This window comes from Streptomyces sp. NBC_00259 (genome assembly GCF_036181745.1).
GTDB lineage: Bacteria > Actinomycetota > Actinomycetes > Streptomycetales > Streptomycetaceae > Streptomyces > Streptomyces pratisoli.
Genome location: NZ_CP108080.1, coordinates 831,781 through 858,764, shown reverse-complemented (window position 1 = coordinate 858,764; position 26,984 = coordinate 831,781). Strand labels below are relative to the sequence as shown.

Annotated in this window: 27 protein-coding genes; 12 read left to right on the top strand and 15 right to left on the bottom strand. The window is 70.7% G+C overall.

Annotation, left to right across the window (positions count from 1 at the left end):
• Positions 1-3: 3 nt before the first annotated feature.
• Positions 4-867 (bottom strand): DUF4394 domain-containing protein, encoded by an 864-nt coding sequence (locus OG766_RS03805; protein WP_266376347.1) that lies wholly within the window; start codon positions 865-867, stop codon positions 4-6.
• A 338-nt stretch (positions 868-1,205) separates the two neighbouring features.
• Positions 1,206-3,257 carry an NPCBM/NEW2 domain-containing protein gene (locus OG766_RS03800; RefSeq protein ID WP_328724557.1) on the bottom strand — a complete coding sequence of 684 codons (2,052 nt, stop codon included), beginning with the start codon at positions 3,255-3,257 and terminating at the stop codon, positions 1,206-1,208.
• Positions 3,258-3,538: 281 nt separating this feature from the next.
• On the opposite strand from OG766_RS03800, the gene OG766_RS03795 reads away from it, so the two are divergent.
• From OG766_RS03795 to OG766_RS03780, 4 genes are all read left to right on the top strand, one after another.
• Positions 3,539-4,831, top strand: coding sequence for an ABC transporter substrate-binding protein (locus OG766_RS03795; RefSeq protein WP_266378287.1), 1,293 nt, complete (start codon positions 3,539-3,541; stop codon positions 4,829-4,831).
• 38 nt (positions 4,832-4,869) lie between these two features.
• Positions 4,870-5,784 carry a carbohydrate ABC transporter permease gene (locus tag OG766_RS03790; RefSeq protein WP_328724556.1) on the top strand — a complete coding sequence of 305 codons (915 nt, stop codon included), beginning with the start codon at positions 4,870-4,872 and terminating at the stop codon, positions 5,782-5,784.
• Positions 5,781-6,725 carry a carbohydrate ABC transporter permease gene (locus tag OG766_RS03785; protein ID WP_266376351.1) on the top strand — a complete coding sequence of 315 codons (945 nt, stop codon included), beginning with the start codon at positions 5,781-5,783 and terminating at the stop codon, positions 6,723-6,725. The genes OG766_RS03790 and OG766_RS03785 overlap by 4 nt, the downstream gene beginning before the upstream one ends.
• Positions 6,726-6,827: 102 nt before the next feature.
• Complete coding sequence (locus OG766_RS03780) at positions 6,828-7,766, top strand: peptidoglycan recognition protein family protein (protein ID WP_266376354.1); 939 nt, start codon at positions 6,828-6,830, stop codon at positions 7,764-7,766.
• A gap of 19 nt (positions 7,767-7,785) precedes the next feature.
• Here the strand turns inward: OG766_RS03780 and OG766_RS03775 are convergent, their stop codons facing one another.
• Positions 7,786-7,962, bottom strand: coding sequence for a hypothetical protein (locus OG766_RS03775; RefSeq protein ID WP_266376356.1), 177 nt, complete (start codon positions 7,960-7,962; stop codon positions 7,786-7,788).
• Between the two features lie 147 nt (positions 7,963-8,109).
• Between OG766_RS03775 and OG766_RS03770 the strand changes: the two genes are divergently transcribed.
• Complete coding sequence (locus OG766_RS03770) at positions 8,110-9,153, top strand: NUDIX domain-containing protein (protein ID WP_266376358.1); 1,044 nt, start codon at positions 8,110-8,112, stop codon at positions 9,151-9,153.
• 9 nt (positions 9,154-9,162) lie between these two features.
• Here the strand turns inward: OG766_RS03770 and OG766_RS03765 are convergent, their stop codons facing one another.
• Together OG766_RS03765 and OG766_RS03760 are read right to left on the bottom strand one after the other, a co-directional pair.
• Positions 9,163-9,852, bottom strand: a complete 690-nt coding sequence (locus OG766_RS03765) for an MBL fold metallo-hydrolase (RefSeq protein ID WP_266376360.1) — start codon at positions 9,850-9,852, stop codon at positions 9,163-9,165.
• Between the two features lie 96 nt (positions 9,853-9,948).
• The gene (locus OG766_RS03760; protein ID WP_266376363.1) at positions 9,949-11,313 is read right to left on the bottom strand and encodes a dipeptidase; all 1,365 of its coding nucleotides are present in this window, start codon (positions 11,311-11,313) and stop codon (positions 9,949-9,951) included.
• Positions 11,314-11,452: 139 nt separating this feature from the next.
• On the opposite strand from OG766_RS03760, the gene OG766_RS03755 reads away from it, so the two are divergent.
• Positions 11,453-12,757: a geranylgeranyl reductase family protein gene (locus tag OG766_RS03755; protein ID WP_266378290.1), complete on the top strand. Its 1,305-nt coding sequence runs from the start codon at positions 11,453-11,455 to the stop codon at positions 12,755-12,757.
• On the opposite strand, the gene OG766_RS03750 is transcribed toward OG766_RS03755, so the two are convergent.
• On the bottom strand, positions 12,747-13,202 hold the full coding sequence (locus tag OG766_RS03750) for a nitroreductase/quinone reductase family protein (protein ID WP_266376365.1): 456 nt from the start codon (positions 13,200-13,202) through the stop codon (positions 12,747-12,749). The genes OG766_RS03755 and OG766_RS03750 overlap by 11 nt on opposite strands.
• A 142-nt stretch (positions 13,203-13,344) precedes the next feature.
• On the opposite strand from OG766_RS03750, the gene OG766_RS03745 reads away from it, so the two are divergent.
• The 3 genes from OG766_RS03745 to OG766_RS03735 all read left to right on the top strand — a co-directional run bounded on the left by OG766_RS03745 (position 13,345) and on the right by OG766_RS03735 (position 16,206).
• Entirely contained in the window at positions 13,345-14,109 is a 765-nt protein-coding gene (locus tag OG766_RS03745; RefSeq protein ID WP_266376368.1) for a TetR/AcrR family transcriptional regulator, read from the top strand.
• 95 nt (positions 14,110-14,204) lie between these two features.
• Positions 14,205-15,443 carry a sensor histidine kinase gene (locus tag OG766_RS03740; protein WP_423247161.1) on the top strand — a complete coding sequence of 413 codons (1,239 nt, stop codon included), beginning with the start codon at positions 14,205-14,207 and terminating at the stop codon, positions 15,441-15,443.
• 97 nt (positions 15,444-15,540) lie between these two features.
• Positions 15,541-16,206, top strand: coding sequence for a response regulator (locus OG766_RS03735; RefSeq protein ID WP_266376370.1), 666 nt, complete (start codon positions 15,541-15,543; stop codon positions 16,204-16,206).
• On the opposite strand, the gene OG766_RS03730 is transcribed toward OG766_RS03735, so the two are convergent.
• Positions 16,167-16,460 (bottom strand): DUF6332 family protein, encoded by a 294-nt coding sequence (locus OG766_RS03730; protein ID WP_266376372.1) that lies wholly within the window; start codon positions 16,458-16,460, stop codon positions 16,167-16,169. The genes OG766_RS03735 and OG766_RS03730 overlap by 40 nt on opposite strands.
• Positions 16,461-16,605: 145 nt before the next feature.
• Entirely contained in the window at positions 16,606-18,123 is a 1,518-nt protein-coding gene (locus tag OG766_RS03725; RefSeq protein ID WP_266376375.1) for an MFS transporter, read from the bottom strand.
• A gap of 87 nt (positions 18,124-18,210) precedes the next feature.
• Between OG766_RS03725 and OG766_RS03720 the strand changes: the two genes are divergently transcribed.
• Complete coding sequence (locus OG766_RS03720) at positions 18,211-18,612, top strand: MarR family winged helix-turn-helix transcriptional regulator (RefSeq protein WP_266376377.1); 402 nt, start codon at positions 18,211-18,213, stop codon at positions 18,610-18,612.
• A gap of 149 nt (positions 18,613-18,761) precedes the next feature.
• Here the strand turns inward: OG766_RS03720 and OG766_RS03715 are convergent, their stop codons facing one another.
• From OG766_RS03715 to OG766_RS03705, 3 genes are all read right to left on the bottom strand, one after another.
• Complete coding sequence (locus OG766_RS03715; RefSeq protein WP_266376379.1) at positions 18,762-19,502, bottom strand: maleylpyruvate isomerase family mycothiol-dependent enzyme; 741 nt, start codon at positions 19,500-19,502, stop codon at positions 18,762-18,764.
• A gap of 40 nt (positions 19,503-19,542) precedes the next feature.
• Positions 19,543-19,893 (bottom strand): SCO4225 family membrane protein, encoded by a 351-nt coding sequence (locus tag OG766_RS03710; protein WP_266376380.1) that lies wholly within the window; start codon positions 19,891-19,893, stop codon positions 19,543-19,545.
• Positions 19,894-20,075: 182 nt separating this feature from the next.
• On the bottom strand, positions 20,076-21,368 hold the full coding sequence (locus OG766_RS03705) for an MFS transporter (protein ID WP_266376381.1): 1,293 nt from the start codon (positions 21,366-21,368) through the stop codon (positions 20,076-20,078).
• Positions 21,369-21,590: 222 nt separating this feature from the next.
• Here OG766_RS03705 and OG766_RS03700 point away from each other — a divergent pair, with 222 nt between their 5' ends.
• Positions 21,591-22,817 carry an ROK family protein gene (locus OG766_RS03700; protein WP_266376382.1) on the top strand — a complete coding sequence of 409 codons (1,227 nt, stop codon included), beginning with the start codon at positions 21,591-21,593 and terminating at the stop codon, positions 22,815-22,817.
• Between the two features lie 285 nt (positions 22,818-23,102).
• On the opposite strand, the gene OG766_RS03695 is transcribed toward OG766_RS03700, so the two are convergent.
• Complete coding sequence (locus tag OG766_RS03695; RefSeq protein ID WP_328724555.1) at positions 23,103-23,579, bottom strand: hypothetical protein; 477 nt, start codon at positions 23,577-23,579, stop codon at positions 23,103-23,105.
• Positions 23,580-23,641: 62 nt separating this feature from the next.
• A complete protein-coding gene (locus OG766_RS03690; RefSeq protein ID WP_266376384.1) occupies positions 23,642-24,010 on the bottom strand; it encodes an SgcJ/EcaC family oxidoreductase in 369 nt (122 codons plus the stop codon).
• Between the two features lie 149 nt (positions 24,011-24,159).
• Here OG766_RS03690 and OG766_RS03685 point away from each other — a divergent pair, with 149 nt between their 5' ends.
• Positions 24,160-24,780 (top strand): TetR/AcrR family transcriptional regulator, encoded by a 621-nt coding sequence (locus OG766_RS03685; protein WP_266376386.1) that lies wholly within the window; start codon positions 24,160-24,162, stop codon positions 24,778-24,780.
• Between the two features lie 173 nt (positions 24,781-24,953).
• Here the strand turns inward: OG766_RS03685 and OG766_RS03680 are convergent, their stop codons facing one another.
• Both OG766_RS03680 and OG766_RS03675 read right to left on the bottom strand, forming a co-directional pair.
• Positions 24,954-25,985, bottom strand: a complete 1,032-nt coding sequence (locus OG766_RS03680) for a nitronate monooxygenase (protein WP_328724554.1) — start codon at positions 25,983-25,985, stop codon at positions 24,954-24,956.
• A gap of 208 nt (positions 25,986-26,193) precedes the next feature.
• Complete coding sequence (locus OG766_RS03675; protein ID WP_266376391.1) at positions 26,194-26,910, bottom strand: SDR family NAD(P)-dependent oxidoreductase; 717 nt, start codon at positions 26,908-26,910, stop codon at positions 26,194-26,196.
• Between the last annotated feature and the right edge of the window lie 74 nt (positions 26,911-26,984).

Sequence of the window (26,984 nt, the reverse complement as noted above, 5' to 3'; positions counted from 1 at the left end):
GGGTCAGTCCTTGTGCTGCTGGCTCAGCGCCAGCGCGATGTCGACGACTTGGTCGTCGTCCGGGAAGGCGCCCTTGCTCGCGGCATCTCCGGTCAGCAGGTTGACCTTGTAGAAGCCGGCGACGCCGCCCACCGTAAGGGCGGCGAAGCCCTGGTTGGTGCCGTTCTTGGCCGAGGAGTAGATGTCGAAGCCGGCCGGCAGGCCCGCGTCGACACCGAGGTCGCCGGTGGGGGCGAGGGCACCCGCGTTCGCCGGGGACTGGATGGAGACCCGGTTGTTGACCGTGTCGATGACGAACAGGGTCGTGCCCGTCGAGGCGTCCAGGTCGTTGTTGGTGTAGGCCGCGCCGGTGCCCCCGAGCGCCGCTCCGGGCGGCGTCGTGTTGGTCAGCGCGGTGTCCACGACGGTGGTCAGCGGGTCAGACGGGTCGTCGATGTTGTGACGGAGGTTCTGACCGGTGTCGCTGGTGATCCGCAGGCGGTTCGCGGCGGGGTTGAAGTCCACGCTGAACTGCGCGCCGGCCAGGGCGACCGTGAGCTGGTGGACCTTGGTCGCCTGTGCGGTCTGCGGGTTCACGGTGTAGACGCCGCCCTGGTCGCCGACCCCGTACAGCAGGCCGTTCTGCACCCGGTAGTCGATGCCCACGAGCGTGGTGTCCACGGTCAGCCCCGTCACGGCGCCGATCGACCGGACGTCGCCGGGCTCGTTCTCGCGGAACGAGACCAGCCGCTGATCACTGGTGAGGCCGATCACCTTCAAACTGTTCCCGCCGCTTCCGTCGCCTCCGTCATCCATTCCTACGGCGGTCGCCGGCGCGGCCGTGGCGATCGAGGCTGCGAGGGCGAGGGCGATTACTGCTGCACGCATTAGATCTCCGAGATCTCTTCGGACGCCCCCATCCGATGAGGCGTCAACACGCCGACGATAAGCATGTAAATCACCGTATGACTCGATGAAATGACCCATAAGGCGTCACCCACTGCGCCGAGTGAGGGACACGAGCGGAGCGACGGACGGCCACCACGCACCCGTCGCTCCCGGAGTGCGGTGGCCGCGTCGACGCCCCTCCAGCGGCAAGCGCTGTCCGGCCGACCGGGTCACCGCACCGACAGCGCCGCTCCCGGCGACCGTCCCGTCCCGACACCCGCCGACGGGCCCGGGAGCGGCTGCGTGCCGCCGCTCCCGGGCCCGTCATCGCTCCGGGGTCAGCACGTCAGCTTGAGGTCCGCCCAGTCCGCGTGGTCGGAGTCGATGCCGTCGCCGGCGTCCGTGACGACGAGGCGTACCGTCTGCGCGCCGGTCACGTCCGCCGCGAGCGGATGCGCGGGCATGACGTTGGTGAGGGCGCCCGTCGACGCGGTCTTGGTGTCGTCCGCCCAGATCTCGAAGGTGACCGTGCCGCGGATGCCCTTCTCGTCGTCCAGGCCCACCTGAGCGGTCACACCGGTGCACCGGCCGCCGGTGTAGTACTCGACCGTGCTCGCCGCGTGCACCCCGAGCCCCTTGGCGAAGACCTGGCCGCCGATGGTGATCGGCTGGCCGTCACCGGCCGCGCTCTCGCCGTTGCTGCGGTCCTGCTCGACCGGCCCCCAGCCGTTCGCCTCGCTCAGCCGGCCGAGATCGCCGAGGTACGAGGTGCCGGCGGGCGGCGGCGTGACGACGTGGACGCCCACCGGTGCGGTGACGGTGAGCCGTTGCCCGGCGGGGGAGGCGTATGTCGTCGTCAGCGTCAGCGCGTACGCTCCCGGCGTCGTACCCGCCGGTGCGGTGACCCGCCAGCCGGTGCTGAGCTTCCTGCCGCTGGGCAGGACCGGCGTCCTGGTGCCGGACGTCGCCTCGACGGCCCAGCCCTGGGGGCCGGTCAGCACGACCGACACGTCCAGCGCGGGCGTACGGCCCAGGTCGGTGACCGTGCTGGTCAGCTCTGCGGTCCGGCCCGCCTCGGCCATCGGCCGCTCGTCCGCGGTGACGTCCACGGCGGGCGGCAGCTGCGACCAGTCGCGGTCGGCGGCGACACGGAACAGGACGGTTCCATGGGCGGGGACCGTCGCGGAGACGGTGCCCGCGGTGTTGTGGCTCGTGTGCGCCCACAGGTCACGCAGCCGGTAGCCCGCGGCGTTCGGCAGCCCCACCGCGCGGGCCGTGGTCGCGATGCGCTGCGGGCTGCCGCTCTCGTTGAACAGCGCCACCGCGCGGCTGCCGTCGGCCATCTCCTTGGCGACCACCCAGCGTCCGGCCTCGGACGAGATCACCGTGCCCTGCTTGCCCAACGGGTCCTGGTCGACGGCGATGACCTCACGGTTGCCGAGGATCTCGAACGTCGCCGGGGTCGCCTTGCGCAGGTCGGATCCGATGAGCAGGGGCGCCGCCATGATCGACCACATCGAGAAGTGGCTGCGGTACTCGACGTCCGTCATCCCGCCGTTGCCGACCTCCAGCATGTCGGGGTCGTTCCACCGGCCGGGACCGGCGTACGGCGCGAGCGGCAGATTCTGCTTCATGATCGACAACATGGAGCCCCAGTTGTCGCTGATGTCACCGGTCGTGCGCCACAGATGGCCGGTGTCCGCCGCCCATTCCCAGGGCTTGTTCTCGCCCCATTCGCACAGGCTGTAGACGATGGGCCGGCCGGTGGTCCTGAGCGCGTCGCGCATCGTGTTGTAGCGCAGCCTGGCGTCCACGCCCAGGTTGTTGCAGTTGTCGTACTTGAGGTAGTCGACGCCCCAGTCGGCGAACTGCTGCGCGTCGCTGTACTCGTGGCCGAGGCCGCCGGGGAATCCCGCGGTGTTGCAGGTTTTCGTTCCGGCGCTGGTGTAGATGCCGAATTTCAGCCCCTTGGAGTGGACATAGTCGGCCACGGCCTTGATGCCGTTGGGGAAGCGCACCGGATCGGGGACGAGTTTGCCGTTCGCGTCGCGCTGGGGAAGTGCCCAGCAGTCGTCGAGATTGACGTACTGATAGCCGGCGTCCTTGAGGCCCTTCTCGACGAAGATGTCCGCGATGCCCTTGACCATCGCCTCGTTGAAGTCCGCCCGGCAATGGGTGGAATTCCAGTTGTTGAATCCCATGGGCGGGGTGAGGGCGAGGCCGTCGTCGACCTGCGGCGCCGATGCCGTGGCGGGCGCGGGTATGGGCGCGGGCGCGGCGACTGCGGGTGTGGCGACGGCGACGGGGGCGAGCCCGGTCGTGCAGAGCAGGGCGCCGATCATTGCTCCGATCACTCTTCGCCGGTCTGTGCGGATGAGACGGTGACGCATCGTGACGTTCCTCCGTTCTCATGCCGGAGTCAGGGCATGTCGTGTTCGTGTCAGAAACTGCGCGCGTTTACGGTAGGGCTTGTTGGAGTCTGTTGGAAGAGATGCGGTAACAGTTGGCTGTTCCCCTGTCATAACCCTTGACGGCTCACCAGCTGGAGAGTGAGATCCAATCCTCGCGTTGGGTTGTGTTTGGTTGAACCGGTTGCACCCCGGAGGAGAGGGACATGACGCAGTCATCGTTCAACGGATCAACCGTGCCAGGGAGTGTGGCCGGTCATCGGATGTCCCGGCGGAATGTGCTGCGTGGAGCGGCTCTTGGCGCGGGCGCGGTCACGCTGCCGTCCCTGCTCACCGCCTGCGGCGGCGGCCCGGGCGGTGACGGAAAGACCGTCACGCTGGGCTCCAACGCGTCGGACCCGGTGCCCCGGAAAGCGTTCGCCGAGGCGTTCACGGCGTACGAGAAGCAGTCGAAGGAAGGCCGAAAGGTCAAGGTCAACACCGTCGACCACAACACGTTCCAGGAGAACATCAACCGCTATCTGCAGGGCAAGCCGGACGATGTCTTCATGTGGTTCGCCGGCTACCGCATGCAGTTCTTCGCCAAGAAGGGCCTGCTGTACGACATTTCGGACCTCTGGGCGGACTTCAAGGGCTTCTCGCCGGCCCTCAAGGACCAGTCGACGGGAGAGGACGGCAAGCAGTACCTCACGCCGTATTACTACTACCCGTGGGCCGTCTTCCACCGGAAGAGCCTCTTCCAGGAACGCGGTTACCAGGCCCCGAAGACGCTCGACGAGTACGTGGCGCTGGCCAAGCGGATGCAGAAGGACAAACTCGTCCCGATCGCCTTCTGCGACAAGGACGGCTGGCCCGCCATGGGCACCTTCGACTACATCAACATGCGCACCAACGGCTATGAGTTCCACAAGAACCTGATGGCCGGGAAGGAAGCCTGGAACGGCAAGCAGGTCAAGGAGGTCTTCGACACCTGGCGCCGGCTTCTCCCCTACTGCCAGCAGGGCGCCAACGGCCGCACCTGGCAGGAGGCCGCGACCAGCCTCCAGAAGCGCGAAGCGGGCATGGCCGTCTTCGGACTGCCCCACCCCGGTGCGCAGTTCCCGGACGACGAGGAGCAGGACCTGGACTTCTTCCCGTTCCCGGTCATCAACCCGGAGCACGGGCAGGACGCCGTCGAGGCTCCCATCGACGGCTATCTGCTCGCGAAGAAGTCGAAGAACCTCAAGAACGAGAAGACCCTGGAGAGCGCCAAGGACCTGCTGACGTGGCTCGCCACCGGCCGGGCCGAGGACATCTACCTCCAGCACGACCCGAACAACATCGCCGTCAGCGACGAGGCGGACATCTCCGCGTACACCCCGCTGCAGAAGAAGGCCGTCGAACTCGTCTCGAACGCCAAGCAGATCTCGCAGTTCCTCGACCGCGACACCCGCCCGGACTTCTCCTCCACCGTGATGATTCCGGCCATCCAGAAGTTCATCAGCAACCCGAACGACGTGGACGGACTGGTCAATGACATCGAGCGGCAGAAGAAGACCATCTTCGCCTCCGACTGACCGTCGCCCCCCATTGCCGGCCCAGGGAGATCCGATCCGTGGCGCTCAACACCGCGCGACGCACCGGACGGCGAGGCCCGCGGAGATTCACCACCCGCGACCTCGCCGTCCTCGGTGTGCTGCTGGGAATACCCCTCCTGCTCGACGTCGTCGTCGTCTGGGGGCCGACACTGGCCTCCGTCGTGCTCTCCTTCACCAGCTGGGACGGCATCGGTGACATCGAGTGGGTCGGCACGGAGAACTACTCGAACCTCTTCACCGGCTATCCGCAGTTCTGGCCGGCGGCACGCCACAACCTGCTGTGGCTGGCCTTCCTCGGTCTGGGGGCCACACCCTTCGGGCTGCTGCTGGCCGTCCTCGTCGACAGGGGCGTGCGCTTCGGCCGCTTCTACCAGTCGACGCTGTACATGCCCGTCGTCCTGTCGCTGGCCATCGTCGGATTCATCGCCCAACTGGTCTTCTCCCGCGACCAGGGCGCGCTCAACGCGGTCCTCGGCAACACCGAGAACCCCACCGACTGGCTCGGCGACCCGGATCTGAACCTCTGGATGATCCTGCTGGCCGCCGCCTGGCGGCACACCGGCTATGTGATGATCCTCTACCTGGCCGGGCTCAAGGCGGTCGACCCGACCCTCAAGGAGGCCGCGGCCATCGACGGGGCGGGGGAGGCACAGACCTTCTTCCGCGTCGTGCTCCCGACGCTGCGGCCCGTCAACGTCATCGTCGGCGTCATCACCGTCATCGAGGCGCTGCGCGCCTTCGACATCGTCTACGCCGTCAACAAGGGCCGCAACGGCCTGGAACTGCTCTCGGTGCTCGTCACCGACAACATCATCGGCGAGGCCAGCCGGATCGGCTTCGGCTCGGCCATCGCCGTGGTGCTGCTGACCGTCTCCCTGGGATTCGTCGTGACCTATCTCGTCCAGGAGATCCGAGGGGAGAGGACCCGTTGAGCCCGCTGCCCACCGACACCACGACCGCCGGCTCCGCACCGCCCGGCCCGGCGGCTCCCGCGAAGGCGCCCCCGGGCAGGCGGCGACGCCCGCGCCCTGGCCGGCTCGGACTGCACGCGTTCCTGATGACCGTCTCGCTGGCCTTCCTGGCTCCCCTGGCCCTCGCGGTGTACGCCTCGCTCAGGCCGTACGACGAGACCTCCGAGCGCGGCTACTTCTCGCTGCCCCGGTCGCTGTCGTTCGACTACTACCGGCAGGCGTTCACCGACTCGGGGATGACGAAGTACTTCGTCAACTCCCTCATCATCGCCGTGCCGGGAGTCCTGCTGGCGCTGTTCCTCGCGTCCTTCGTCGCCTTCGCCGTCGCCCGGCTGAGGCTGCCCGGTTCGATCCTGCTGCTGATGCTCTTCACCGCGGGCAACCTGCTCCCGCAGCAGGTCATCGTCACCCCGCTGTACGTGCTGTTCAACCGCATCCCGCTGCCCTACTGGATGTCGGACTCGATGACGATGTTCGACTCGTACTGGGCGGTGATCCTCGTCCACGTCGGCTTCCAGATCGGCTTCTGCGTCTTCGTGCTCGCGAACTTCATGCGCACGCTGCCGCAGGAGATCCTGGAGGCCGCGATCGTCGACGGCGCCGGAGTGTGGACGCAGTACTGGCGGATCACGCTGCCCCTGTGCCGGCCCGCCCTCGCGGCCCTCGGCACACTCCAGTTCACGTGGATGTACAACGACTTCCTGTGGGCCCTCGTCTTCATCTCCGACGGCGACAAGCTCCCGATCACCTCGGCCCTCAACAACCTCAGGGGCCAGTTCTTCACCGACTACAACCTGCTCGCGGCAGGTTCGGTGATCGTCGCCCTGCCGACGCTCCTGGTCTTCCTGCTGCTGCAGCGCCACTTCATCGCCGGCCTCACGCTCGGCTCCAGCAAGGGGTAGGTGTCCGGCCCCCTTCCTCGCCCGAAAGAGCGGCGCCCGGGGTTTCCCGGACGCGGTCCTGCGGCATCAGGATCATGAGCACGACAGAAGGGGACCCCACGCATGGCCTGGTACCCAGGCGCCACCAAGTACGAGCTGCAACCCGAGTCGGACGCCCAACCCGCCATCCGGCCCACGCAGTTCATCCTGCACAGCATCGCCGCACCGTGGACCGCCCGGCGGATCTACGAGTACTGGCGCGAGAGCACCAACCTCGAGTCGCATTTCGGTCTCGGTTACGAGGGCGACCTCGGCCAGTACATCGGCACCGAGACCCGGGCCGACGCCAACTACAGGGCGAACCTGCGCCCCGACGGCACCGGCGCGGTCAGCATCGAGACGGCGTCCAACCTGCAGCACACCGACCCATGGACGGACCGGCAGGTCGAGAAGCTCATCGCGCTCGGCGCCTGGCTGCACGAGCGGCACGGCATTCCGCTGCGAGTCTGCCGCTCCGCCGCCGACCCCGGCTACGGCTACCACCGGCTCCACGCGGACTGGGCCGTGTCCGGTACGGCCTGCCCCGGAGACGCCCGTGTCCGCCAGTTCAAGAATCTCGTCTTTCCCGGAATCGTCGCCCGCGCGACCGGACAGAGCCCCGCCCCGCCCCAGGAGGACCTCGACATGCCGTCGATGCTGAACGAGTCGAACGCCGTGGATGTCGCACTCCGCTCGGGCGTCTGGACGGGACTGGCGTTCACCGACGCCGTCCTGCACTCGGGTCCGCGCCGCCACTCGACCCTGGTGCACCTGCTCTTCGCCGACAACACCCACAAGGACGCCCGGATCGAAGGCCGTTTCTATCTGACCGACACGGCGGGCAAGAACCCGTCCCCCTATCTGACGGTCACCGGGGAGGGCCCCGGCGGCCATCAGTTCCTGTGCTCCGCGGACGTTCCCAAGGGGCGCCATCTGCGCTTCGAGGTCCGCGTCACGACACCGGACGGCTCGGCGGTCCGGCTGCTCCACCGCGTCGCCACGGGCCCGTACTGGGCCCTGTGACCCACTCGCGGGCGGGTTCTCAGTGGCGGAACTCGCCCGCCTGCTGCGGAATCACCACGAGGAACGCGTCCGACTCCAGGTCCATCACGACCTCCGCCGGCACGCCCTCGTCCCGGCGCGCCCGGGCGAACTCCTCGGCCGGCCAGCTTCCTCGCGGATCCCCGGCGGGAAACTGCTCCAGCACCGTACGGCGCATCTGCGCACCCCCTCGCTCATCGTGAACCCCAACGAGGCGCCGTCCGGATGTGTTACGGCCCGGTGCCCCCGTGGGACAGCCGGTCGCGACGTTTCCGTGGCAGGGTGTTGCGGGCAGTCCACAGGGGGCTACGGAGGAGGGGGAACCGTGATCGTCTGGATCAACGGTGCTTTCAGCGCGGGGAAGACGACCACCGCCCGCGAACTGATCGATCTGATCCCGAACAGCACGTTGTACGACCCCGAGGCGATCGGCGGCGCGTTGCGGTCCCTGCTGCCGCAGAAACGTCTCGCCGAAGTGACCGACCACCAGGACCTGCCGATCTGGCGCCGGCTGGTCGTGGACACCATGGCCGCGCTGCTCGCCGAGGTGGGCGGTGTCCTCGTGGTGCCGATGACCCTGCTCAGACAGGAGTACCGCGACGAGATCTTCGGCGGTCTCGCGGCCCGTCGCATTCCGGTCAGGCATGTGCTCCTCCGCCCGGAGGAAACGATCCTGCGGGCACGGACGGCCGCCTGCGAGGAGCCGGGCCGCCACAACCGGGAACAGCGCGTGGGACAGGGCGCGTACGACCACATCGAGCACTACCGCAGCGCCCTCGGCTGGCTCGCCGCCGACGCCCACGCCGTGGACAGCTCGTACCTCACCCCGCGCGAGACCGCGGAGGCCGTCGCCGAGGCGATACGCACCGGCGCGGCCCCGGTCAGCGAGATCGTGCAGACACCCGAACCGACCGCCGAGACACTCGCCGCCGGTGTGCTCCTCTTCGACGAACGTGACCGGGTGCTCCTCGTCGACCCCACCTACAAGCCGGGCTGGGAGTTCCCCGGGGGTGTGGTCGAGTCGGGCGAGGCCCCGGCCCGCGCGGGGATCCGGGAGGTCGCCGAGGAGCTGGGGATCCGACTCGACGCCGTACCGCGGCTGTTGGTGGTCGACTGGGAGCCGCCGCGGCCACCCGGCTACGGGGGGCTGCGGTTCCTCTTCGACGGCGGACGGCTCACCGGCGACGACGCGGCCGCCCGCGTGACCCTGCCCGGCCCCGAGCTGCGGGACTGGCGCTTCGCCTCCGAGGAGGAGGCCGCCGGGATGCTGCCGCCCGCCCGCTACGAGCGGCTGCGCTGGGCCCTGCGGGCCCGGGAGCGCGGCACGGTGCTCAACCTGGAGGCCGGTGTGCCCGTCGGCCCGGCGTGAGCCGCCGGGTCATGACGCGGCGTCGGCCGCGGCGCTCAGCACCGCCGCCGCGTCCCGCGTGACCGGGTCGCCGTGTCCGAAGCAGACCGTGGAGGGCGCGAGGGAGGCCAGCCGGCGCATCGACGCGAGCGCCGCTCCCCGGTCGACGTTGAACACACCCGGCATCACCTGCCCCACGCCCGCCACCGCGTCCCCGGTGAACAGCACACCGTGACGCGGGAGATGGACCGCGATCGAGCCGTCGGTGTGGCCCGGGACGTGCACCACCCGGGCCCCGCCGCCGAATCCCAGCTCGTCGCCGTCCTCCAGCTCCCGGTCCACCGGGGCCGGTGGCGCCTGCGGCACCGTGAGGGCGTGCTCGTACAGCGGGATCTCCCAGTCCAGCAGGACCGGTTGGGGGACGGGCGCCGTCCCGCGGATCACCGGCGCGTCCAGCCGGTGCGCCAGGACCTCGGCCCCGTACCGGTCCGCGAACTCCCGCGCCGAGCCGGTGTGGTCGCGATGACCGTGCGTGAGGACGATCCGGCGGACGGACGCCGGATCGGCACCGAGACCGCGAACCGCCCTCTCGATCCCCGCGGCCGCGTCGACGTCCCCGGAATCGATCAGGGTGAGTTCCGCGCCGTCGCGCCACAGATACGCCTGGCCGATCCGGAAACGCAGCATGTGCAGCCGGGGCAGTACCTCGATGACGTCCATACGGCGAACGTACGCAGCCGCGCACGTCCGCCGCACTGGTCTCCGCTCTCCGCGAGCTTCGCCCAGCGCGTAAGGAGACCGGGACCCCCGGGACGCCTAACCCTGCTTCGAGCGCGCGTAGTTCACCAGGAAGTGCGCCTCGGCGACCGACAGCCGCTCCAGCTCCTCGGGCGAGACGCTCTCGTTGACGGCGTGGATCTGCGCCTCCGGCTCGCTCAGCCCGATCAGCAGGATCTCCGCCTGCGGGTAGAGCTCGGCGAGGGTGTTGCACAGCGGGATCGAGCCGCCCATGCCGGCGCTCTGCATCTCCTCGCCCGGGTAGGCGATCCGCATGGCGTCGGCCATCGACGTGTACGCCGGGCTGTTCACGTCCGCGAGGAACGGCTGGCCCTGGCCGACCTGCTCCAGGCTCACCCGCGCGTTCCACGGCGTGTGCTTCTCGATGTGCGCGAACAGCAGCTTCGTCGCCTCGGCCGCGTCCTGGCCGGGCGGCACCCGCAGGCTGATCTGGGCGCGGGCGCTCGCCGGAACGGACGGGGTCGCACCGGCGACCGGGGAGCAGTCGATGCCGATCACCGTGACGGCGGGGCGCGCCCAGATACGGTCGGCGACCGTGCCGTGCCCGATCAGGTCCACGCCGTCCAGGACCTTCGCGTCCTTGCGGAAGTCGGCGTCCGGGTACTGGAGTCCCTCCCAGACGCTGTCCGCGGTGAGTCCTTCGATCACCGTCGAGCCGTCCTCGGCGCGCAGCGAGTCGAGGACGCGGATCAGCGCGGCCAGCGCGTCGGGGGCCGCGCCGCCGAACTGCCCGGAGTGCAGATTGCCCTCGAGGGTGTCGATCGTGAGGCGGATCATCGTCATGCCGCGCAGCGTCGCCGTCACGGTCGGCAGTCCCACCCGGAAGTTGCCGGTGTCGCCGATCACGATCGCGTCGGCCGTGAGCAGTTCCGGGTGGGCCTCGGCGTACCGCTCGAGACCGCCGGTGCCCTGCTCCTCCGAGCCCTCGACGATGACCTTGACCGAGACCGGCACGCCGCCGTTCGCCTTGAGGGCGCGCAGCGCGAGCAGGTGCATGATGAAGCCGCCCTTGCAGTCGGCGGCGCCGCGCCCGTACCAACGGCCGTTCCGCTCGGTCAGCTCGAACGGGGGCGTGATCCACGCCGACTCGTCGAGCTTCGGCTGCACGTCGTAGTGCGCGTACAGCAGCACGGTCGGCGCGCCCTCGGGACCGGGCAGCAGACCGTACACGGACTGGGAGCCGTCGGGGGTGTCGAGCAGCTCCACGTCCTGGAAGCCCTCGGCGCGCAGTGCGTCCGCGACCCAGTTCGCGGCGGCCTCGCACTCGCTCCTGGGTGCCACGGCCGGATCCGCCACCGATTCGAACGCCACGAGTTCCGTGAGCTCCGCCTTCGCGCGGGGCATCAGGGATGCGACGGTCTCGGCGATCGGATTGGCGGTCATGGGCACGCTCCTTGTGGGTGCGACGTTGTGTGTAATGCGAAGGTACGGCGATCCTCCCATAGCCGGGCGCCCGCGGGTCGCGCCGTAGGATGCCGTGGAGAGCCCCAGCGACGAGTCGGATCGGGAGCAGAAGCACATCGTGAGCAGCGAGAACGCAGATGCCGTCAGCGGCCAGGGCGAGCCGGTGTGGGATGTCGTCGTGGTCGGCGCAGGGCCCGCGGGAGCGTCGGCGGCCTATGCCGCCGCGGTCGCGGGCCGTCGGGTGCTCCTTCTGGAGAAGGCCGAGCTGCCCCGCTACAAGACCTGCGGCGGCGGGATCATCGGGCCCTCACGGGACGCTCTGCCGCCCGGTTTCGAACTGCCCCTGAAGGACCGGGTGCACGCGGTCACCTTCTCGATGAACGGCCGGCTGACGCGTACACGCCGCTCGCGCCGGATGCTCTTCGGGCTCATCAACCGTTCCGAGTTCGACGCGAGCCTGGTGGAGCACGCGGAGAAGGCGGGCGCGGTGCTGCGTACGGGAGCGACCGTCTCCCGGGTCGAGCAGCACGGACCGGCGGTTCCCGACCGTCGTACGGTCGCGGTCGTCCTCGCGGACGGAGAGACGGTGCTCGCGCGGGCCGTCGTCGGCGCGGACGGCAGCGCCAGCCGGATAGGAGCCCATGTCGGGGTCAGGATGGACCAGGTGGATCTGGGCCTGGAGGCCGAGATCCCGGTGCCGGCGACCGTCGCGGAGGACTGGGCGGGGCGGGTGCTCATCGACTGGGGCCCGATGCCCGGGAGTTACGGCTGGGTGTTCCCCAAGGGCGATGTGCTGACCGTCGGGGTGATCTCGGCACGCGGCGAAGGGGCCGCGACGAAGCGCTATCTGGAGGACTTCATCGCCCGGCTGGGGCTTGCCGGCTTCGAGCCGGCCGTCTCTTCCGGGCATCTGACCCGCTGCCGCGCCGACGATTCGCCGCTGTCGCGCGGACGGGTGCTGGTGTGCGGTGACGCGGCGGGACTGCTGGAGCCGTGGACCCGCGAGGGCATCTCGTTCGCCCTGCGTTCCGGCCGGCTCGCGGGGGAGTGGGCGGTCCGGGTCGCGGAGGCGAACGACGCGGTCGACGCGCGCCGCCAGGCGCTGAACTACGCCTTCGCCATCAAGGCCGGGCTGGGCGTCGAGATGGGCGTCGGCCGGCGGATGCTCGCGGTGTTCGAGCGGCGCCCGGGAATCCTGCACGCGGCGATCACCGGCTTCCGGCCGGCCTGGAAGGCGTTCGCCGACATCACGCGCGGTGCGACGTCGCTGGCCGGTCTCGTGCGCACCCACCCGCTCGCACGGCGGGCCCTGGAGGCGATGGACCGCAGCGGGCCCGTCGCCGTGGCGCGGGACCATGAGGCGCGCGAGGAGCCGGGAGGCAGTGGCGAGCCGGAGTCCGACGGGGCGCGCGTCACTCCTTGACGTTGATCAGGAACACCGGATGGTCGGGTGCGGCCGCCAGGATCTCCTCGTCGGAGGACTTGGCGGTCACGCCCTGGAAGTACTGGTTGACCTCCCAGCCCCAGCGCTCCAGATAGGTGCGCAGCACGGGCAGCTTCTCGTGGGCGTCCGTGACCTCGGTGGCGGTGAAGCCGCGGACCTTGCGGCCGACGCGGAGCTCGCCGCCGCCCGCGACGCGCATGTTGCGCACCCACTGGGAGTGGCCGCGGGCCGAGATCAGATACCGCTGCGCGCCGTGGCTGTGCGGATTGACGGGGATGCGCTGCATCCGGCCGCTCTTGCGTCCGCGTACGGAGAGCTCGGCGGAGCCGAGCAGGCTGACGCCGTGCCGGGCCAGCCAGCCCACGAGGCGGTTGAAGCGGAGTGCGATCGGTCCGGCCTCGAGGTAGTGCGGCGACGACGACATGGTGACCTCCATGGATGAGACCCGCGGACCGGGGCGAGAGCACTGCTCTCTGTTGAGAGCAGTGTGCATGAGGTGGGTGATCCAAAGCAAGAGCAGTGCTCTCGTTATTGGTCGGTGCTCCGAAACGTGCCAGACTGGCTCCATGAACAGCGCGAACGACGGGAGCCGTACGGGCGGCGGCACCAGCGGCACCCTGCGAGGCGCCCGGGAGCGGGCCCGCAGCGAGATCACCGCGGCCATCAAGGACGAGGCACGCACGCAGCTCGCCGCCGAGGGCGCCGCCAAACTCTCCCTGCGCGCCGTCGCACGCGAGCTCGGCATGGTCTCCTCGGCGCTCTACCGCTACTTCCCCAGCCGCGACGAGCTGCTCACCGCGCTCATCGTCGACGCCTACGACTCCGTGGGCGCCGCAGCCGAAGGGGCCGCGGGCCCGGCCGACGCCGACCCGGTCGAGCGCTGGACAGCCGTCTGCACCGCCGTGCGGTCCTGGGCGCTCGCCCACCCCCACGAGTACGCCCTCATCTACGGCTCGCCCGTGCCCGGTTACGCCGCCCCGCAGACGACCATCGCGCCCGCCTCCCGCGTCGGGCTCACCCTCATCACCGTCGCCCGGGACGCCCACCGCGGTCCCGGCGTCGCACCGCCACCGCTGGCCGCCGAACTGCGCCCCGAGGCGGAGCGGATGGCGGCCGGCCTCGCGGCCGATCTGCCCCCGGCGCTCGTCGCGTCCCTGGTGGCCGCCTGGTCACAGGTCTTCGGGCTGATCTCCTTCGAACTGTTCGGGCAGTTCACCAAGATCGTGGAGGACCGGGACACCTTCTTCGCCCAGTCCGTCGCCCGCATCGGCCGCGACGCGGGTCTCGCTCCGGCCGGCTCCGCCGGCGTACTCCACAGGGAGTACGCGTGATCACCGCGCACGGCTGACGCCCACCGGCGCCGGCCGGGTCTAGCGTGACCGGTATGGACGAGCAGCGCACCCGCCCCCACGGCGGTCCGCCCTGGATGCACGGCGGTCCGCCCTGGTTGCACGGCGGACCGCCGTGGGCGCATGGCGAACCGCCGTGGTGGCGTCACGGACCGGGCCGTTGGAACGGAACGGACCGGTGGGGCGGAACGCGAGTGCCCTGGCTGTCCAGCCTCCTCGTCGCCGTCTTCGTGATGGTGGGTACGGGCTTCGCGGCCGAGAACCAGCCCGACCGCGAGCCCCTCGACGCCCTGGCCCGCACGCTGCTGCTCGCCGGGCCCGCGATCCTGCTGATGCGCCGCAGACACCCCGTCGCCGTGGTGTACGCGCTGGCGGTGGTCACGCTCGTCTACATCGGCGCGGGGTATCCGTACGGGCCGGTCTTCGTCACCTTCGCGGTCGGCGTGTTCGCCGCCCTCGTGGCAGGGCACCGGTACGCGGCCTGGGGCGCCGTCGGCCTGCTCTGGGTGGGGCATCTCCTCATCGCGCACTGGCTCTACGCGTATCTGCCCCCGGGCGACGACCGGGCCGCTCCGTGGGGCGGGGAGCTGGTGGGTGCGGCGTGGGTCGCCGCGATCGTCGCGGCCGCCGAGCTGACGCGCGTACGCAGGGAGCAGTGGGCCCGCGAACGCGCCGAACGGGCGGCGGCGGAGAAGCGCCGCACGGACGAGGAACGGCTCCGCATCGCCCGGGAACTCCATGACGTTCTCGCCCACTCCATCTCCGTCATCAATGTGCAGGCCGGGGTCGGCCTCGCGCTGCTCGACTCCGATCCCGAGCAGGCCCGTACCGCCCTCACCACCATCAAGACGGCCAGCAAGGAGGCACTCGGCGAGGTCCGGCAGGTCCTGGACACCCTCCGCACGCCCGGCGACGCGCCCCGGGCACCCGCACCCGGTCTGGACCGGCTACCCGAACTCGTCGAGCAGGCCGCCGGGGCCGGGCTCACGGTCGAGGTCGGCACCGAGGGAACCCGGACCGCGCTCCCGCCCGGCGTGGACCTCGCCGCCTTCCGGATCATTCAGGAGGCGCTCACCAACGTGGTACGCCACTCGGGCGCCCGCACGGCCCGGGTCCGTATCGGGTACGCGTCCGGCCGCGTCGATCTCAGGATCGACGACGACGGGCCCGCCACCGGAGGGCACCAGGGCGGCAGCGGCCGCGGACTGGTCGGGATGCGGGAGCGTGCCGCCGCGCTCGGTGGCACGATCGAGGCGGGCCCGCGCCCGGACGGGGGCTTCCAGGTCCACGCCGGTCTGCCGGTCGACCGCAGCTGATGAACGAGGCAGCGAAGGTATCGAAGGCACTTCAGGCATCGAAGGCATCAAAGGCAGCGAAGGCACCTGAGGCATCGAAGGCATCGAGGGAGACACCGTGATCCGGGTACTGCTCGCCGATGACCAGTCGCTCGTACGGGCCGGCTTCCGGGCGCTGCTCGACGCCCAGCCGGACATCGAGGTCGCCGGCGAGGCCGCGGACGGCGAGGAGGCGGTGCGCAACGTCGCCGAACTCAGGCCGGACGTCGTGCTGATGGACATCCGCATGCCGCTCCTCGATGGACTCGCCGCCACGCGGCGCATCACCGAGGACGCGGCGCTGGAGGGCGTGAAGGTCGTCATGCTGACCACCTTCGAGCTGGACGAGTACGTCTTCGAGGCCATCCGCTCGGGAGCGTCCGGGTTCCTGGTGAAGGACACCGAGCCCGAGGAACTGCTCCGCGCGGTACGGGCGGTGGTGGACGGCGACGCGCTCCTTTCGCCCGGGGTGACGCGCCGGCTCATCGCCGAGTTCGCCGCCCGCTCCAAGGAACCCGCCGGGGCCGAGGCGCTCGCCGAACTCACGGAGCGCGAGCGGGAGGTGATGGCCCTGGTGGGGATCGGGCTGTCGAACGAGGAGATCGCCCGCCAGCTCGTGGTCAGCCCGCTCACCGCGAAGACGCACGTCAGCAGGACGATGGTGAAGCTCGGCGCGCGCGACCGGGCCCAACTGGTCGTGCTGGCCTATGAGTCCGGGCTGGTGCGGCCCGGGTGGCTCGGCTGATCCGGCCGATCCGCTCGGCCCCGTGTGCGTGAGAAGCGGCGCAGCACGGTCACCACTCGCACCGGGAAGACCAGGGCGGCGGCGGCCGCCCCCGCGACCAGCAGACCGCGTTCGACGGCGTACGGCATCACGAACATCAGCTTGGGCCCGGCGATCACGCCGAAGACCACCGCGGCCGCGAACGCCGCGCTCAGCAGCGCGTATCCGGTCTCGACGGTGCTCGCGTCCCGGTCCGCCTGTGTGCGTTCCCCCATGGCTGCGAGTGTCACAGGACGGTGGCGGCACGGGCAACCATCCCCGCACCGCCACCGCCACCGTGTCGTCGTCGTCCTGAGCGCCTGCGTCGGTCGACCTGTGTCAGTTGCCCTGTGTCGGTCGCCCTGTGTGGGCCGCCCTGAGTCAGTCGCCGACCGAGACCTCCTCCGACCGGGGCTCGTGCCGCGTCCGGAGCCCGGACTCGTGGTCCGGTGCGGACCTCGCGACCAGGACCGTCCGTCCGCTCTGCGCGGCGCGCCGCGAACGCAGCCCCGCGAGGGTGATGAGCAGACCCGCCGCCGCGATGACGGTGACCACCACGAGGCCGGGACGGAAGCTGTCCAGCACCTGCTGCGGCGAGCTGCCCGCGTCGCCTCCCGCCGTGATCACCGCGGTGACGACGGCGAGGAAGATCGCCCCACCGACCTGGATCGACGTGTTCAGCAGTCCGGAGACCATGCCCTGCTCGTGGTCCTCCACCCCGTTGGTGGCCTGGATGTTGAGCGAGGGGAAGACGAGGGCGCACGCCGCGCCGAGCAGCAGCATCGACGGCAGGATCACCGTGGCGTAGGCAGGCGACAGATCGATCCGGAGGAAGAGCGCGTAGGCGATCACGAGCAGCGAGAATCCGATGGCGATCACCCTCGGCGTGCCGAACCGGTCCACCACCGAGCCGATCTTCGTCGAGGAGAGCGCCACCAGCGCACCCGCGGGGAGGAAGGCCAGCGCCGTCTGCAGCGCCGACCAGCCGAGCAGCGACTGCATGTACTGCGTGACGAGGAACTGGAAGCCGACGTACGAGCCGAAGAAGAACGCGGCACCCAGATTGGCCCGGATCTGGCTGCCCGAGCGCAGCACGCCCAGCCGGATCAGCGGGTGCGAGCTGCGGCGTTCGATCGTGACGAAGGCCGTGAGCAGCGCGGCCGCGGCGAGGAACGACAGCAGCGTACGGGCCGAGGCCCAGCCCACCTCGGGCGCCTGGACGACGGTGAAGACCAGCAGGAGCATCGCGGCCGTACCCGTGACGGCGCCCGGGACGTCGTAGCCCTTGCCGGAGTCCTCACGGCTGCTTCGCGGGATCAGCCTGATGCCCACGAGCAGCGCGATCAGGGCGATCGGCGCGGGCAGCAGCATCGTGAGCCGCCAGCTCACTTCGGTGAGGAGGCCGGACAGCACCAGGCCCATGGAGAAGCCGGTGGCGGCGCAGGTGGTGTAGATCGACAGGGCCCGGTTGCGCTGCGGGCCCTCCTTGAAGGTCGTGGTGATGATGGAGAGGCCGGCGGGCGCGGTGAAGGCGGCGCTCAGGCCCTTGATGAAGCGGCTCGCGATCAGCAGCGGCCCGGAGTCGACGAGCCCGCCCAGCAGGGAGGCGAGCGCGAAGACGGCGAGCGCGATGAGGAAGACCCGGCGCCTGCCGAGCAGATCGGCCGCGCGGCCACCGAGGAGCAGCAGTCCGCCGTAGCCCAGGATGTAGCCGCTGACGATCCACTGGAGGGACGAGGTGGACAGGCCGAGGTCGGTGGCGATGGAGGGCAGGGCGACGCCGACCATCGAGACATCGAGGGCGTCGAGGAACATCGCGGCGCAGAGCACGAGCAGGGTGCCCCACAGCCGCGGTGTCCAGCGTTCCTGCGATGCGGGGACGTTGAGCGGAGAGGTCATGCGCAGCACACTACATGCACATGCATTGAATGCAAGTGCATTTAATTCCGATGCAACAATGTGCCGGTTTTCTGCTAACGTGTGGTCATGGCGGCGAAGAAGTCCGAGCGTGCGCTCGTGGACGAATGGCGTGACGTGCTCGCGCTGCACGCGCGCACGATGTGCGAGCTCGACCGGGAGCTGCATCAGCACGGACTGGGTGCGAGCGACTTCGAGGTCCTCGACGTGCTGGCCGAAGGGTCCGCGGAGGACGGCGGCTGCTCGTACCGGGTGCAGGAGCTGGCCTCCCGAGTGCATCTGAGCCAGAGCGCTTTGTCACGCCTGGTCGCCCGGCTGGAGAAGGACGGCCTGGTGAACCGCGTGATGTGCAGCGAGGACCGCCGCGGAGTGCGGGTCGCGCTGACGGACGCGGGCCGCGAGCGCCATGCCGAGGTGCAGCCGCTGCAGCGGGCGGTGCTGTCCAGGATGCTGATGCGGCCGGCTCGCTGACGGCGGACGGCAAGAGGGCCGACGGCGACCGGGCTCGGGCCGACGGCGACGGCTGACGCGGACTGTCGACGGTTGACCGCTTTCCGCTGACCCCGGACGGGCCCGGAGACGGGGACCGTGGGGGTGTGGACTGCGTCGCCGCCGTGTCCTCAGGACCAGGTGATCGCGGACGTCTCGCGCCACAGCCGGGCGAGTTCCTCGTCCCCGCTCACGGTCACGGCCGCGAGGGGCAGCCGGTTCCACAGGGCGAGGTAGAGCCGTCCGGCGGGCCCACTCAGCTCGCAATCCGCGAGCCCTTCTCCCGTACGGTCGGCTCGCGCGGGCTCCTCCGACAGCCGCACGGTCCAGACGTCGTCCGTGTCCGTGGCCCGCACCCGCAGGACCCGCGGCACGGCCGTCCGCACCCGGCTGTTCCGGCGGGCGTGGAACGCGCACAGCAGTTCGTCGACACCGTCGGCCGCGAAGCGAGCCGCCACGGGACCGGGCTCGCCGAGCGCCGACTCGGCGTCCACCCGGTGCACAGCGGTCTCATGGGCCTGGCGTCGCGCCCAGAACGCAAGCGGCGAGGGCGCCGGAAGGAAACTCCAGCACTTCAGATCGTCCGGGGCCTCGGCGAGCGCCGCGACCAGCAGGCCGTGTCCTTCCCGGAACCACTCAAGCAACTCGTCCCCGTCCAGGTCGGGCTCGCCCGAGTCCGGACGGTACTCCGTGTGTCCCTCGGCCACGAACGCGGTCGCCCAGCGATGGACCATGCCGGTGTGCCGCAGCAGGTCCCTGACCCGCCAGCCCGGGCACGTCGGCACCGCGAGGTCGGGGCCCGCCTCGTCGGCGGCACCGGCCAGCAACTGGCCCTCCCGGACGAGGGACTTGATCAGCTCGGCGGTCTCCATGCCGGGCATTCTGCCAAGTGCCGGATGTCGGTGTCAGGCGTCAGGCGCCTTGAGGGTGGGCGGAGTGCCGGCCGCCGCGCAGCAGTCGTACGAACAGGCCGAGGGCGAGGGACTGGATCAGCACCGAGAGGACCAGTGCGGGGTAGAGGAACCAGACCGAGCCGATGACTGCGTCCCCGAACAGCGAGCCCGCCATGAGGAAGACGAACACCGTCGGTGCGGCGAGCAGGAACAGCCAGACACCGGCGAGCGAGGCGTCCTCGTGACGCACGAACAGGCTGTCCACGGCGACGAACACCGCCGTGGCGACGACGACGGCGAGATAGGCGCGCGACGCGGGATGGGCGAAGGTCAGCCGGACAAGGCCCGGCAGGCGACGCCGGGAGCTCATGAACCGGGAGTTCATGAACCGGGAGTTCGAGAACCGGGATGTCATGCGGGATGTCATGGCGGATGCCCCCTGAGGTCGATGCGTCCATGGTGCGCGCCAGGGAAGCGCTGTGCCTGAGTACGGCTACTCAGGCCGCCCGTACTCAGTACGCCGGGAAGGGGTCGGCGGTCGGGGGCGTACGGTCAGTGCGCGTGCTCCCGGCGGTGTGCCTGTCCGGAACGGTCCCGCTCGGCCTGAGACTGCTGGATCGGCGCCTGTCCGGTTCCGGCCGGTGCGGCCGGACCGGCCGGTGCCTTCCGGGCCGCGTACCCGATCAGCGCGGCCGCGGCGGCGAGCATCGCCACCGTGGTCAAGGCCACGGGCAGCGAGAACCAGTCGGCGAGGAACCCGATCGCGGGCGGGCCGAGGAGCATGCCGCCGTAGCCGAGCGTGGAGGCCGCCGCCACCCCGCTGGGACCCGCCAGTGCGCCGGCGCGTGCCACCGCCACCGGGAAGATGTTCGCCAGCCCGAGCCCCGTCACGGCGAAGCCGAGCAGTGCGAGCCACACGGTCGGTGCCAGCGCACCGAGCAGCATGCCCACGGCGGCGGTCGCACCGCCCGCGACCAGCGTCCGGGTCTGGCCGAGCCGCTCCAGCAGGGTGGTACCGGAAAGCCGTCCCGCCGTCATGGCCAGCGCGAACAGGGAGTATCCGGCGGCCGCGACACCCGCGTGCGCGCCGAGGTCCTGCTCCAGATGCAGCGCGCCCCAGTCGGCCAGCGCGCCTTCTCCGTACGCCGTGCACAGGGCGATGACACCGAAGAGCGCGACGAGGCGGCGCGTACGGCCGGAGAGGCGGGCCGGGCCGGCCGCCGGAGCGTCCGCCGTCGAGGCCGACCGTCCGGGGGCCGCGGGGGAGGGGTGACGCAGCAGCACAGGACCGGCCGCGGCGGTGACCAGCAGCCCGATGCCCGTGAGGGCGAACAGGTGCGCGGCAGGCGACAGGCCCGCGGCCACCAGCCCGCCGAGCCCCGCGCCGATCATGCCGCCCAGGCTGAAGGCGGCGTGGAAACTGGGCATCACGGGCCGTCGCAAGGCCGCGACCAGATCGACGGCGGCGCTGTTCATGGCCACGTTGATGCCGCCGTACGCGGCGCCGAACACCAGCAGCACCAGACCCAGGGTGAGCGACGAATGCGTCTGGGCGGGCAGCGCGATGCTCAGACACAGCAGGACCGCGGCCGCGACGGTCAGCGGATGGCTCCCGAAGCGCCGGCACAGCCGCCCCGTCAGCGTCATCGTCACCACGGCCCCGGCCGACACACCGAGGAGCGCGAGCCCCAGATCGCTCGCGGAGGCACCGGTCTGCTGCTTGATGGCGGGGATACGGACGACCCAGCCGGCGAAGAGGAAGCCGTCGAGGGCGAAGAAGACCGTGAGCGCGGCGCGAAGGCGGGTGAGGGAGTGAGCGGTGTCGGGTTTGTTTAGTAGCGGCACAAAGTCAGGATAGGGCCCGGCGCGGCTCCCGCACAACCGCGGCTCCGGTGTACGGGCCCCACCACCGGCTCCTGGAGGAGCGCGAGCCGTCCCGCCTCGTCGAGCGTCGTGAAGTCCGGGCGAGGCGCGATGTCCGGACGGACGAGAGGGAGGCCGTGAGGGAACCGGCCACCGGCCACCGGTTCGCCCACCGGACCTGCGGGATCATGGGAGACTTCGCCCATGAACGGCAAGGTGACGAGCACCCGGACGAAGCTGGAGAGAGGCCGCAGCGCACTCGGGCCCGCGTTGGAACTGGTCCACACGGGCCGCGCGCCCACCCGGGCCGTCCTGACCGCCGAACTGGGCGTCACCCGCGCCACCGCCGGTGCCGTCGCCGCCGAACTCGAAGCGCTCGGCCTCATCCGGGTCGACTCCAGACCCGGCGCGGCCGCCGGCTCCCAGGGGCGTCCCTCGCACCGCCTCGCCGTCGACGACGCGGGCCCCGTCGCGCTCGCCGCCCAGGTGCACGCCGACGGATTCCGGGCCGCACTGGTCGGCCTCGGCGGCACCATCGTCGCGACCGCACCCGGCTGTGTCACGGTCTCCGCCGACCCGGCACAGGTGCTGGGCGAGGTCGTCGACGCAGGCGCGGCACTGCTGCGCGCCACCGGCCGACGATGTGTGGGCGCCGGGCTCGCCGTCCCCTCCGCCGTGGCCGAGCCCGAGGGAACCGCGCTGAATCCCCTCCATCTCGCCTGGCCCGCCGGTGCCCCCGTCCGCGACATCTTCGCCGAACGCGTCCGTGCGGCCGGAGTCATGGGACCGGCCTTCACCGGCAACGACGTCAATCTCGCCGCCCTCGCCGAGCACCGGCACGGTGCCGGTCGCGGGGCCCAGCACCTGCTCTGCGTGGCCACCGGCCATCGTGGTGTCGGCGGCGCGCTCGTCCTCGACGGCCGTCTGCACACCGGCAGTTCCGGCCTCGCTCTGGAGGTCGGCCACCTCACTGTCAACCCCGAGGGCCGCCCCTGTCACTGCGGCAGTCGCGGCTGCCTCGACGTCGAGGCCGACCCGCTCGCCTTCCTCACGGCCGCCGGCCGCGACCCGGGTCCCGAGGTCTCCCTGCTCCAGCAGTCCCGGGACCTGCTCGGCACGGAGTACGGCGACCCGTCGGTGCGTGCGGCTGCCGAAGAACTCATCGACCGTCTCGGCCTCGGCCTCGCCGGTCTCGTGAACATCCTCAACCCGGACCGCATCATCCTCGGCGGCCTCCATCGCGAACTCCTCGACGCCGACCCGGAACGCCTCCGCGCGGTCGTCGCCGACCGCAGCCTGTGGGGCCGCAGCGGCAGCGTGCCGATCCTGCCGTGCACGCTCGACCACAACAGCCTGGTGGGCGCGGCGGAGTTGGCCTGGCAGCCGGTCCTGGACGATCCCCTGAGTGCCGTGCCGCAGCCCGTGTCCTGAGGGCCGACCGGCCGACTGCTGATCGGCTGCTGACCAACCGACTGCGGACGGGCTGCCGACCGGCGGGCCCTGCCTGCCCGACCGCGCGGGGGCACCGCCGCCCCGACGAGGAATGCATACGAATGATGGCGACGATCGCCCCGTACGGCCGATGTGGCAGGTTGCGGGATCACCGCAGGTGATCGACGGGATTCTGCACCGGGTGCGGACCGGGGTGCAGCGCGGCCGGCGCCCGCACCGACCCGCCGCCGACCCCGCGTCAAAAGGGGCCGAAGTCCCAGAACATCAGGGCGAAACCGAGTGGCAGACGCTCCGAACCCCGCTATGCGGGGCGAAGAACGGGATCGATCTTTGCGAGGCTCTCGTGCAGCCGACGGGCCCCCGGGCGACACGACCGTCGGTGTCGCCCGACATCTCCTCACACTGCCGTAGCGCCTCGTCCAGGTCGTCCGAGAAGATGCCGAAGACATCGATGATCGCGGTGTGGATCCAATCGGCGTGATTGTCGTTGGCGACTGCCAGTGCGGACGCGACTATCGTCAGTCCGGCCCTGTCCTTTCGCTGGAGCAAGCCCTCCGCGGTCCGCCGGGTGACGAAGGTGTCACGAGGGTCGAGCACAAGCCCCAGCAACGGCTCCCCAGCCTCCTGCATCTCGGCAAACGCCGCCAGGCTGTGACCAGCATCCGCCCGGTCGCGAAAGTCATCGCTCCGCCCGAGTTCGGCCAGCGCCACCACAGCCGCACGCCGCAGGTCACTGTCCACTTACGTCGCCCGCCCCTCCCACGATTGCGGTCAAAGTACCATCGTGGCGCCCTATCGGATGATCACCTAGACAGGTCCGAGTGCTCGGTGTCCACCCGGGACACGTGGTACTGACGGATCCGCCAGTCGCCGTCGTCGCGGCGGAGTACCAGCGACAGGTGCACACGGGCCTCCCAGCCGTGCGCGTCGCCGAACGTGACGGCCGCGAAGCCTCCCGCGACCTGCTCGCCGACCGTGTACGTGTGCAGGACCGTCACGTCCGCCCTCCGGCCGGCCGGGACGGCTTCGTAGTAGCCCCGCACGGCGTCCGGGCCTGTGAGGACGGTGGGTCCGAAGCCCTGGAAGAGGGCGTCCGGGGTGAACAGGCCGGCCATGGAGTCGGGCTGATGGCCGTCGAAAGCGGCCTTCCAGCGCCGCAGGACTTCATGCATGGGATGGCTCATTGCATCAGCTCTCATCTGTGCGTGTGGGCGGTGGCTCCCGGTCCGCGAGGACGGTCGGCCATCGCGGGCGAGTGCCCCGGGAATCGCTAGCCGACCGGTCTAGTACAGACTAGTCGATCGGTCGTATACTTGCCACCATGGGACGGACCAGTGACGCCAGGGAGAAGATCATCAGTGCCGCGCAATCGCTCATCGAGCTGCGTGGTTACTCGGCGCTGGGCGTGGCCGAGATCTGCAAGACGGCCGGGGTGCCCAAGGGGAGCTTCTACTACTTCTTCGAGTCCAAGGAGGCCCTGGCACTGACCGTGCTCGACGAGCACTGGGTCGGTCAGCGGCGCGAATGGACCCGAGTCCTCGGTGGCGACGCCGCTCCTCTCGAGCGGCTGCGGCAGCTCTTCGAGGAGACGGAGGCGAGTCAGCGTGCGGGGCAGCAGAGCTGTGGCACCGTCTCCGGTTGCCTGTTCGGGAACCTGACGCTGGAGCTGAGCAATCAGACCGAAGCGATCCGAGAACGCCTGCAGGAGATCTTCGACGCCCAGGTCGGCATGGTGGAGTCGGTCGTCGCCGAGGCGCGTGAGCGCGGAGAGGTCGCCGTCGCCGACCCTCGTGAGGCCGCACGATCGGTCGTCGCGCAACTCGAAGGGCAGGTGCTGTTCGCGAAGCTCTACAACAACACCTCCCAGCTGAGCGTGCTCTGGGCGAACTGCCTGGCCCTGCTGGGCGCCCGGACGCCGCAGGAGGTGGCGGCCGAGGCTTGAGCCTCGGTCAGCTGCCGGCGGGTCGCCGGGTAGCCGCGCCGGTGGGTGGAGCGGGTCGGCAGGCGCGAGTCCCGTAGTCATGCAGTCCCGTAGCCGTGCAGAACCGCAGTCGTGCCGACCCGGGGCCCGGGGCATGGGGCGAGGACGCCCGGCGTGCGCCGGGCGCCGAGGGCTCAGACGTGGGAGGCCAGCCTCCGCAGGATCCGGGCTGCCGGTTCCGCGATGGCGTGGCGATACCCCGTCCCGGCCCACAGATTGATCCGCTCGGCGTCGCCGGCCGAGGCAGCGGCCTGGCGGATCGGCCTGGTCAGATGGTGCAGGGCGGGATAGCCGGAAGGCGCGAGCCCACCGTAGTGGTCGGTGAACCGGTTGGACAGGGCCCGTGCGGGCCTGCCGGTGAACGCCCTGGTCACCACGGTCCGGTGGCGCGTCGGATCGGCCAGGGCCGCCCTGTGCGGACGTGACGTACCGGCTTCGTCCGCCCGCAGCAGGACCGTGCCGACCATCACCGCCTCGGCGCCGGCGCGCAGTGCCCCGGCCACGCCGGCCGGGGTGGCCAGTCCACCCGCCGCGAAGAGCGGCAGCGACACCGTCTCCCGGATCCGCCGCAACAGATCGGTCAGTGGAACAGGGGCCGGGACATGCTGCGGGGTGAGCGTGCCGGAGTGCCCTCCCGCGGCCGACGCCTGTACGGCCAGCGCATCGGCTCCCGCGCCCGCGGCCAGGCGCGCCTCTGCCGGCGAAGTGACGGTCAGGACGACCAGCGTTCCGGCGGCGCGCAACGCGGCGATGACGGCTGCGTCCGGGATACCGAAGGTGAAGCTGACGACCGGTACGGGTTCGGCCAGCAGCAAGTCGATCTTGTCCGTCCAGTGGTCGTCGTCCTCGACGATTCCCGCTGCCCGGGCGTCCAGTCCGTAGGCCCGGGCCTCGGGTGCGATCGTGGCGGCATAGCGCCGGAAGGCCCCCGGATCGACCGGCAGGGGGTTCGGCGCGAAGAGGTTGACCCCGAAGGTGACGCCCTGGTCGCGGACCTCGGTGATCTGCTCGGCCAGCGCGTCGGGGGTCTTGTATCCGCCGGCCAGGAACCCCAGTCCGCTCGCGCCGGCGGCTGCCGCGACCAGGGCGGGGGTGCTGGGGCCACCGGCCATCGGCGCGGCCAGAACCGGGTTGTCCACGCCGAGCGCGTCGAGTGGTGAAGCCATGGAGTGCCTTCCTCGTGAGACGGATGAAGGGCCGGATCCGGAACGGGACACTGGCTCGCTCCGAACGGTCCCTGAGTGGGCTGGTGCCGATCGGTTCGCCTCGGTGACGGGCGGACCACCGGCAGTCGGTTCAGGGGCGGCCGCGGCCGGCAGGGGCGCGGGGCGTGCCCCCGCATCGAGGCCCGCGCCCCGACGGGGCCGTCCGTGCTCAGGACCCGGCGCTCTGGCCGCCGTCGACGTGGAGGATCTCGCCCGTGACGAACGGGGCGTTCTCGAGGTAGACCACCGCGTCCACGATGTCGCTCACCTCGCCCATGCGTCCGACCGGATGCAGGGCCGCGAGAGCCGCGTGATGCTCCTCGGGGTGCATGGGCGTCTTGATCGTGCCCAGTGACACGGCATTGCTCCGGATGCCGCGGCCGGCGTACTCGATGGCCAGCGCCTTGGTGGCGGACTGCAGACCGCCCTTGGTCAGAGAGGCGAGTACGGACGTGACGCTGGAGCTGGCCTGGTCGGCGAGCGTGCTCGTGATCTGGACGACGTGACCCCCGCCCTGCTCGAGCATGCGCTCGACCGCGAGCTGGGTGATACGGAAGAAGCCGTCCACGTTCACGCCGAGCACCGCGTCGTAGTCGTCCTCGGTGTAGTCGGTGAACGGCTTCGCGATGAAGATCCCCGCGTTGTTGACCAGCGTGTCGATGCGGCCGAAGCGCTCGACGCCCGCGGCGATGACACGTTCCGCGGTCGCGCGGTCGGCGATGTCGCCCTGGACGGTGAGGACGTCGGGATCGTCCGACGCGGCGATGTGGCGCGAGGTGGCGACGACGCCGTAGCCCAGCCTGCGGTAGGCGCTCACGATCCCGGCTCCGATGCCCTGCGACGCGCCGGTGACGACCGCGACCCTGCGAACGTGCGTGGCGTTCATGATGGCCTCCTTCGAGGGGATGAGGTCCGGTGATTAGCCGACCGGTCGGCTAGTTCCAAAGTAGACGACCGGTC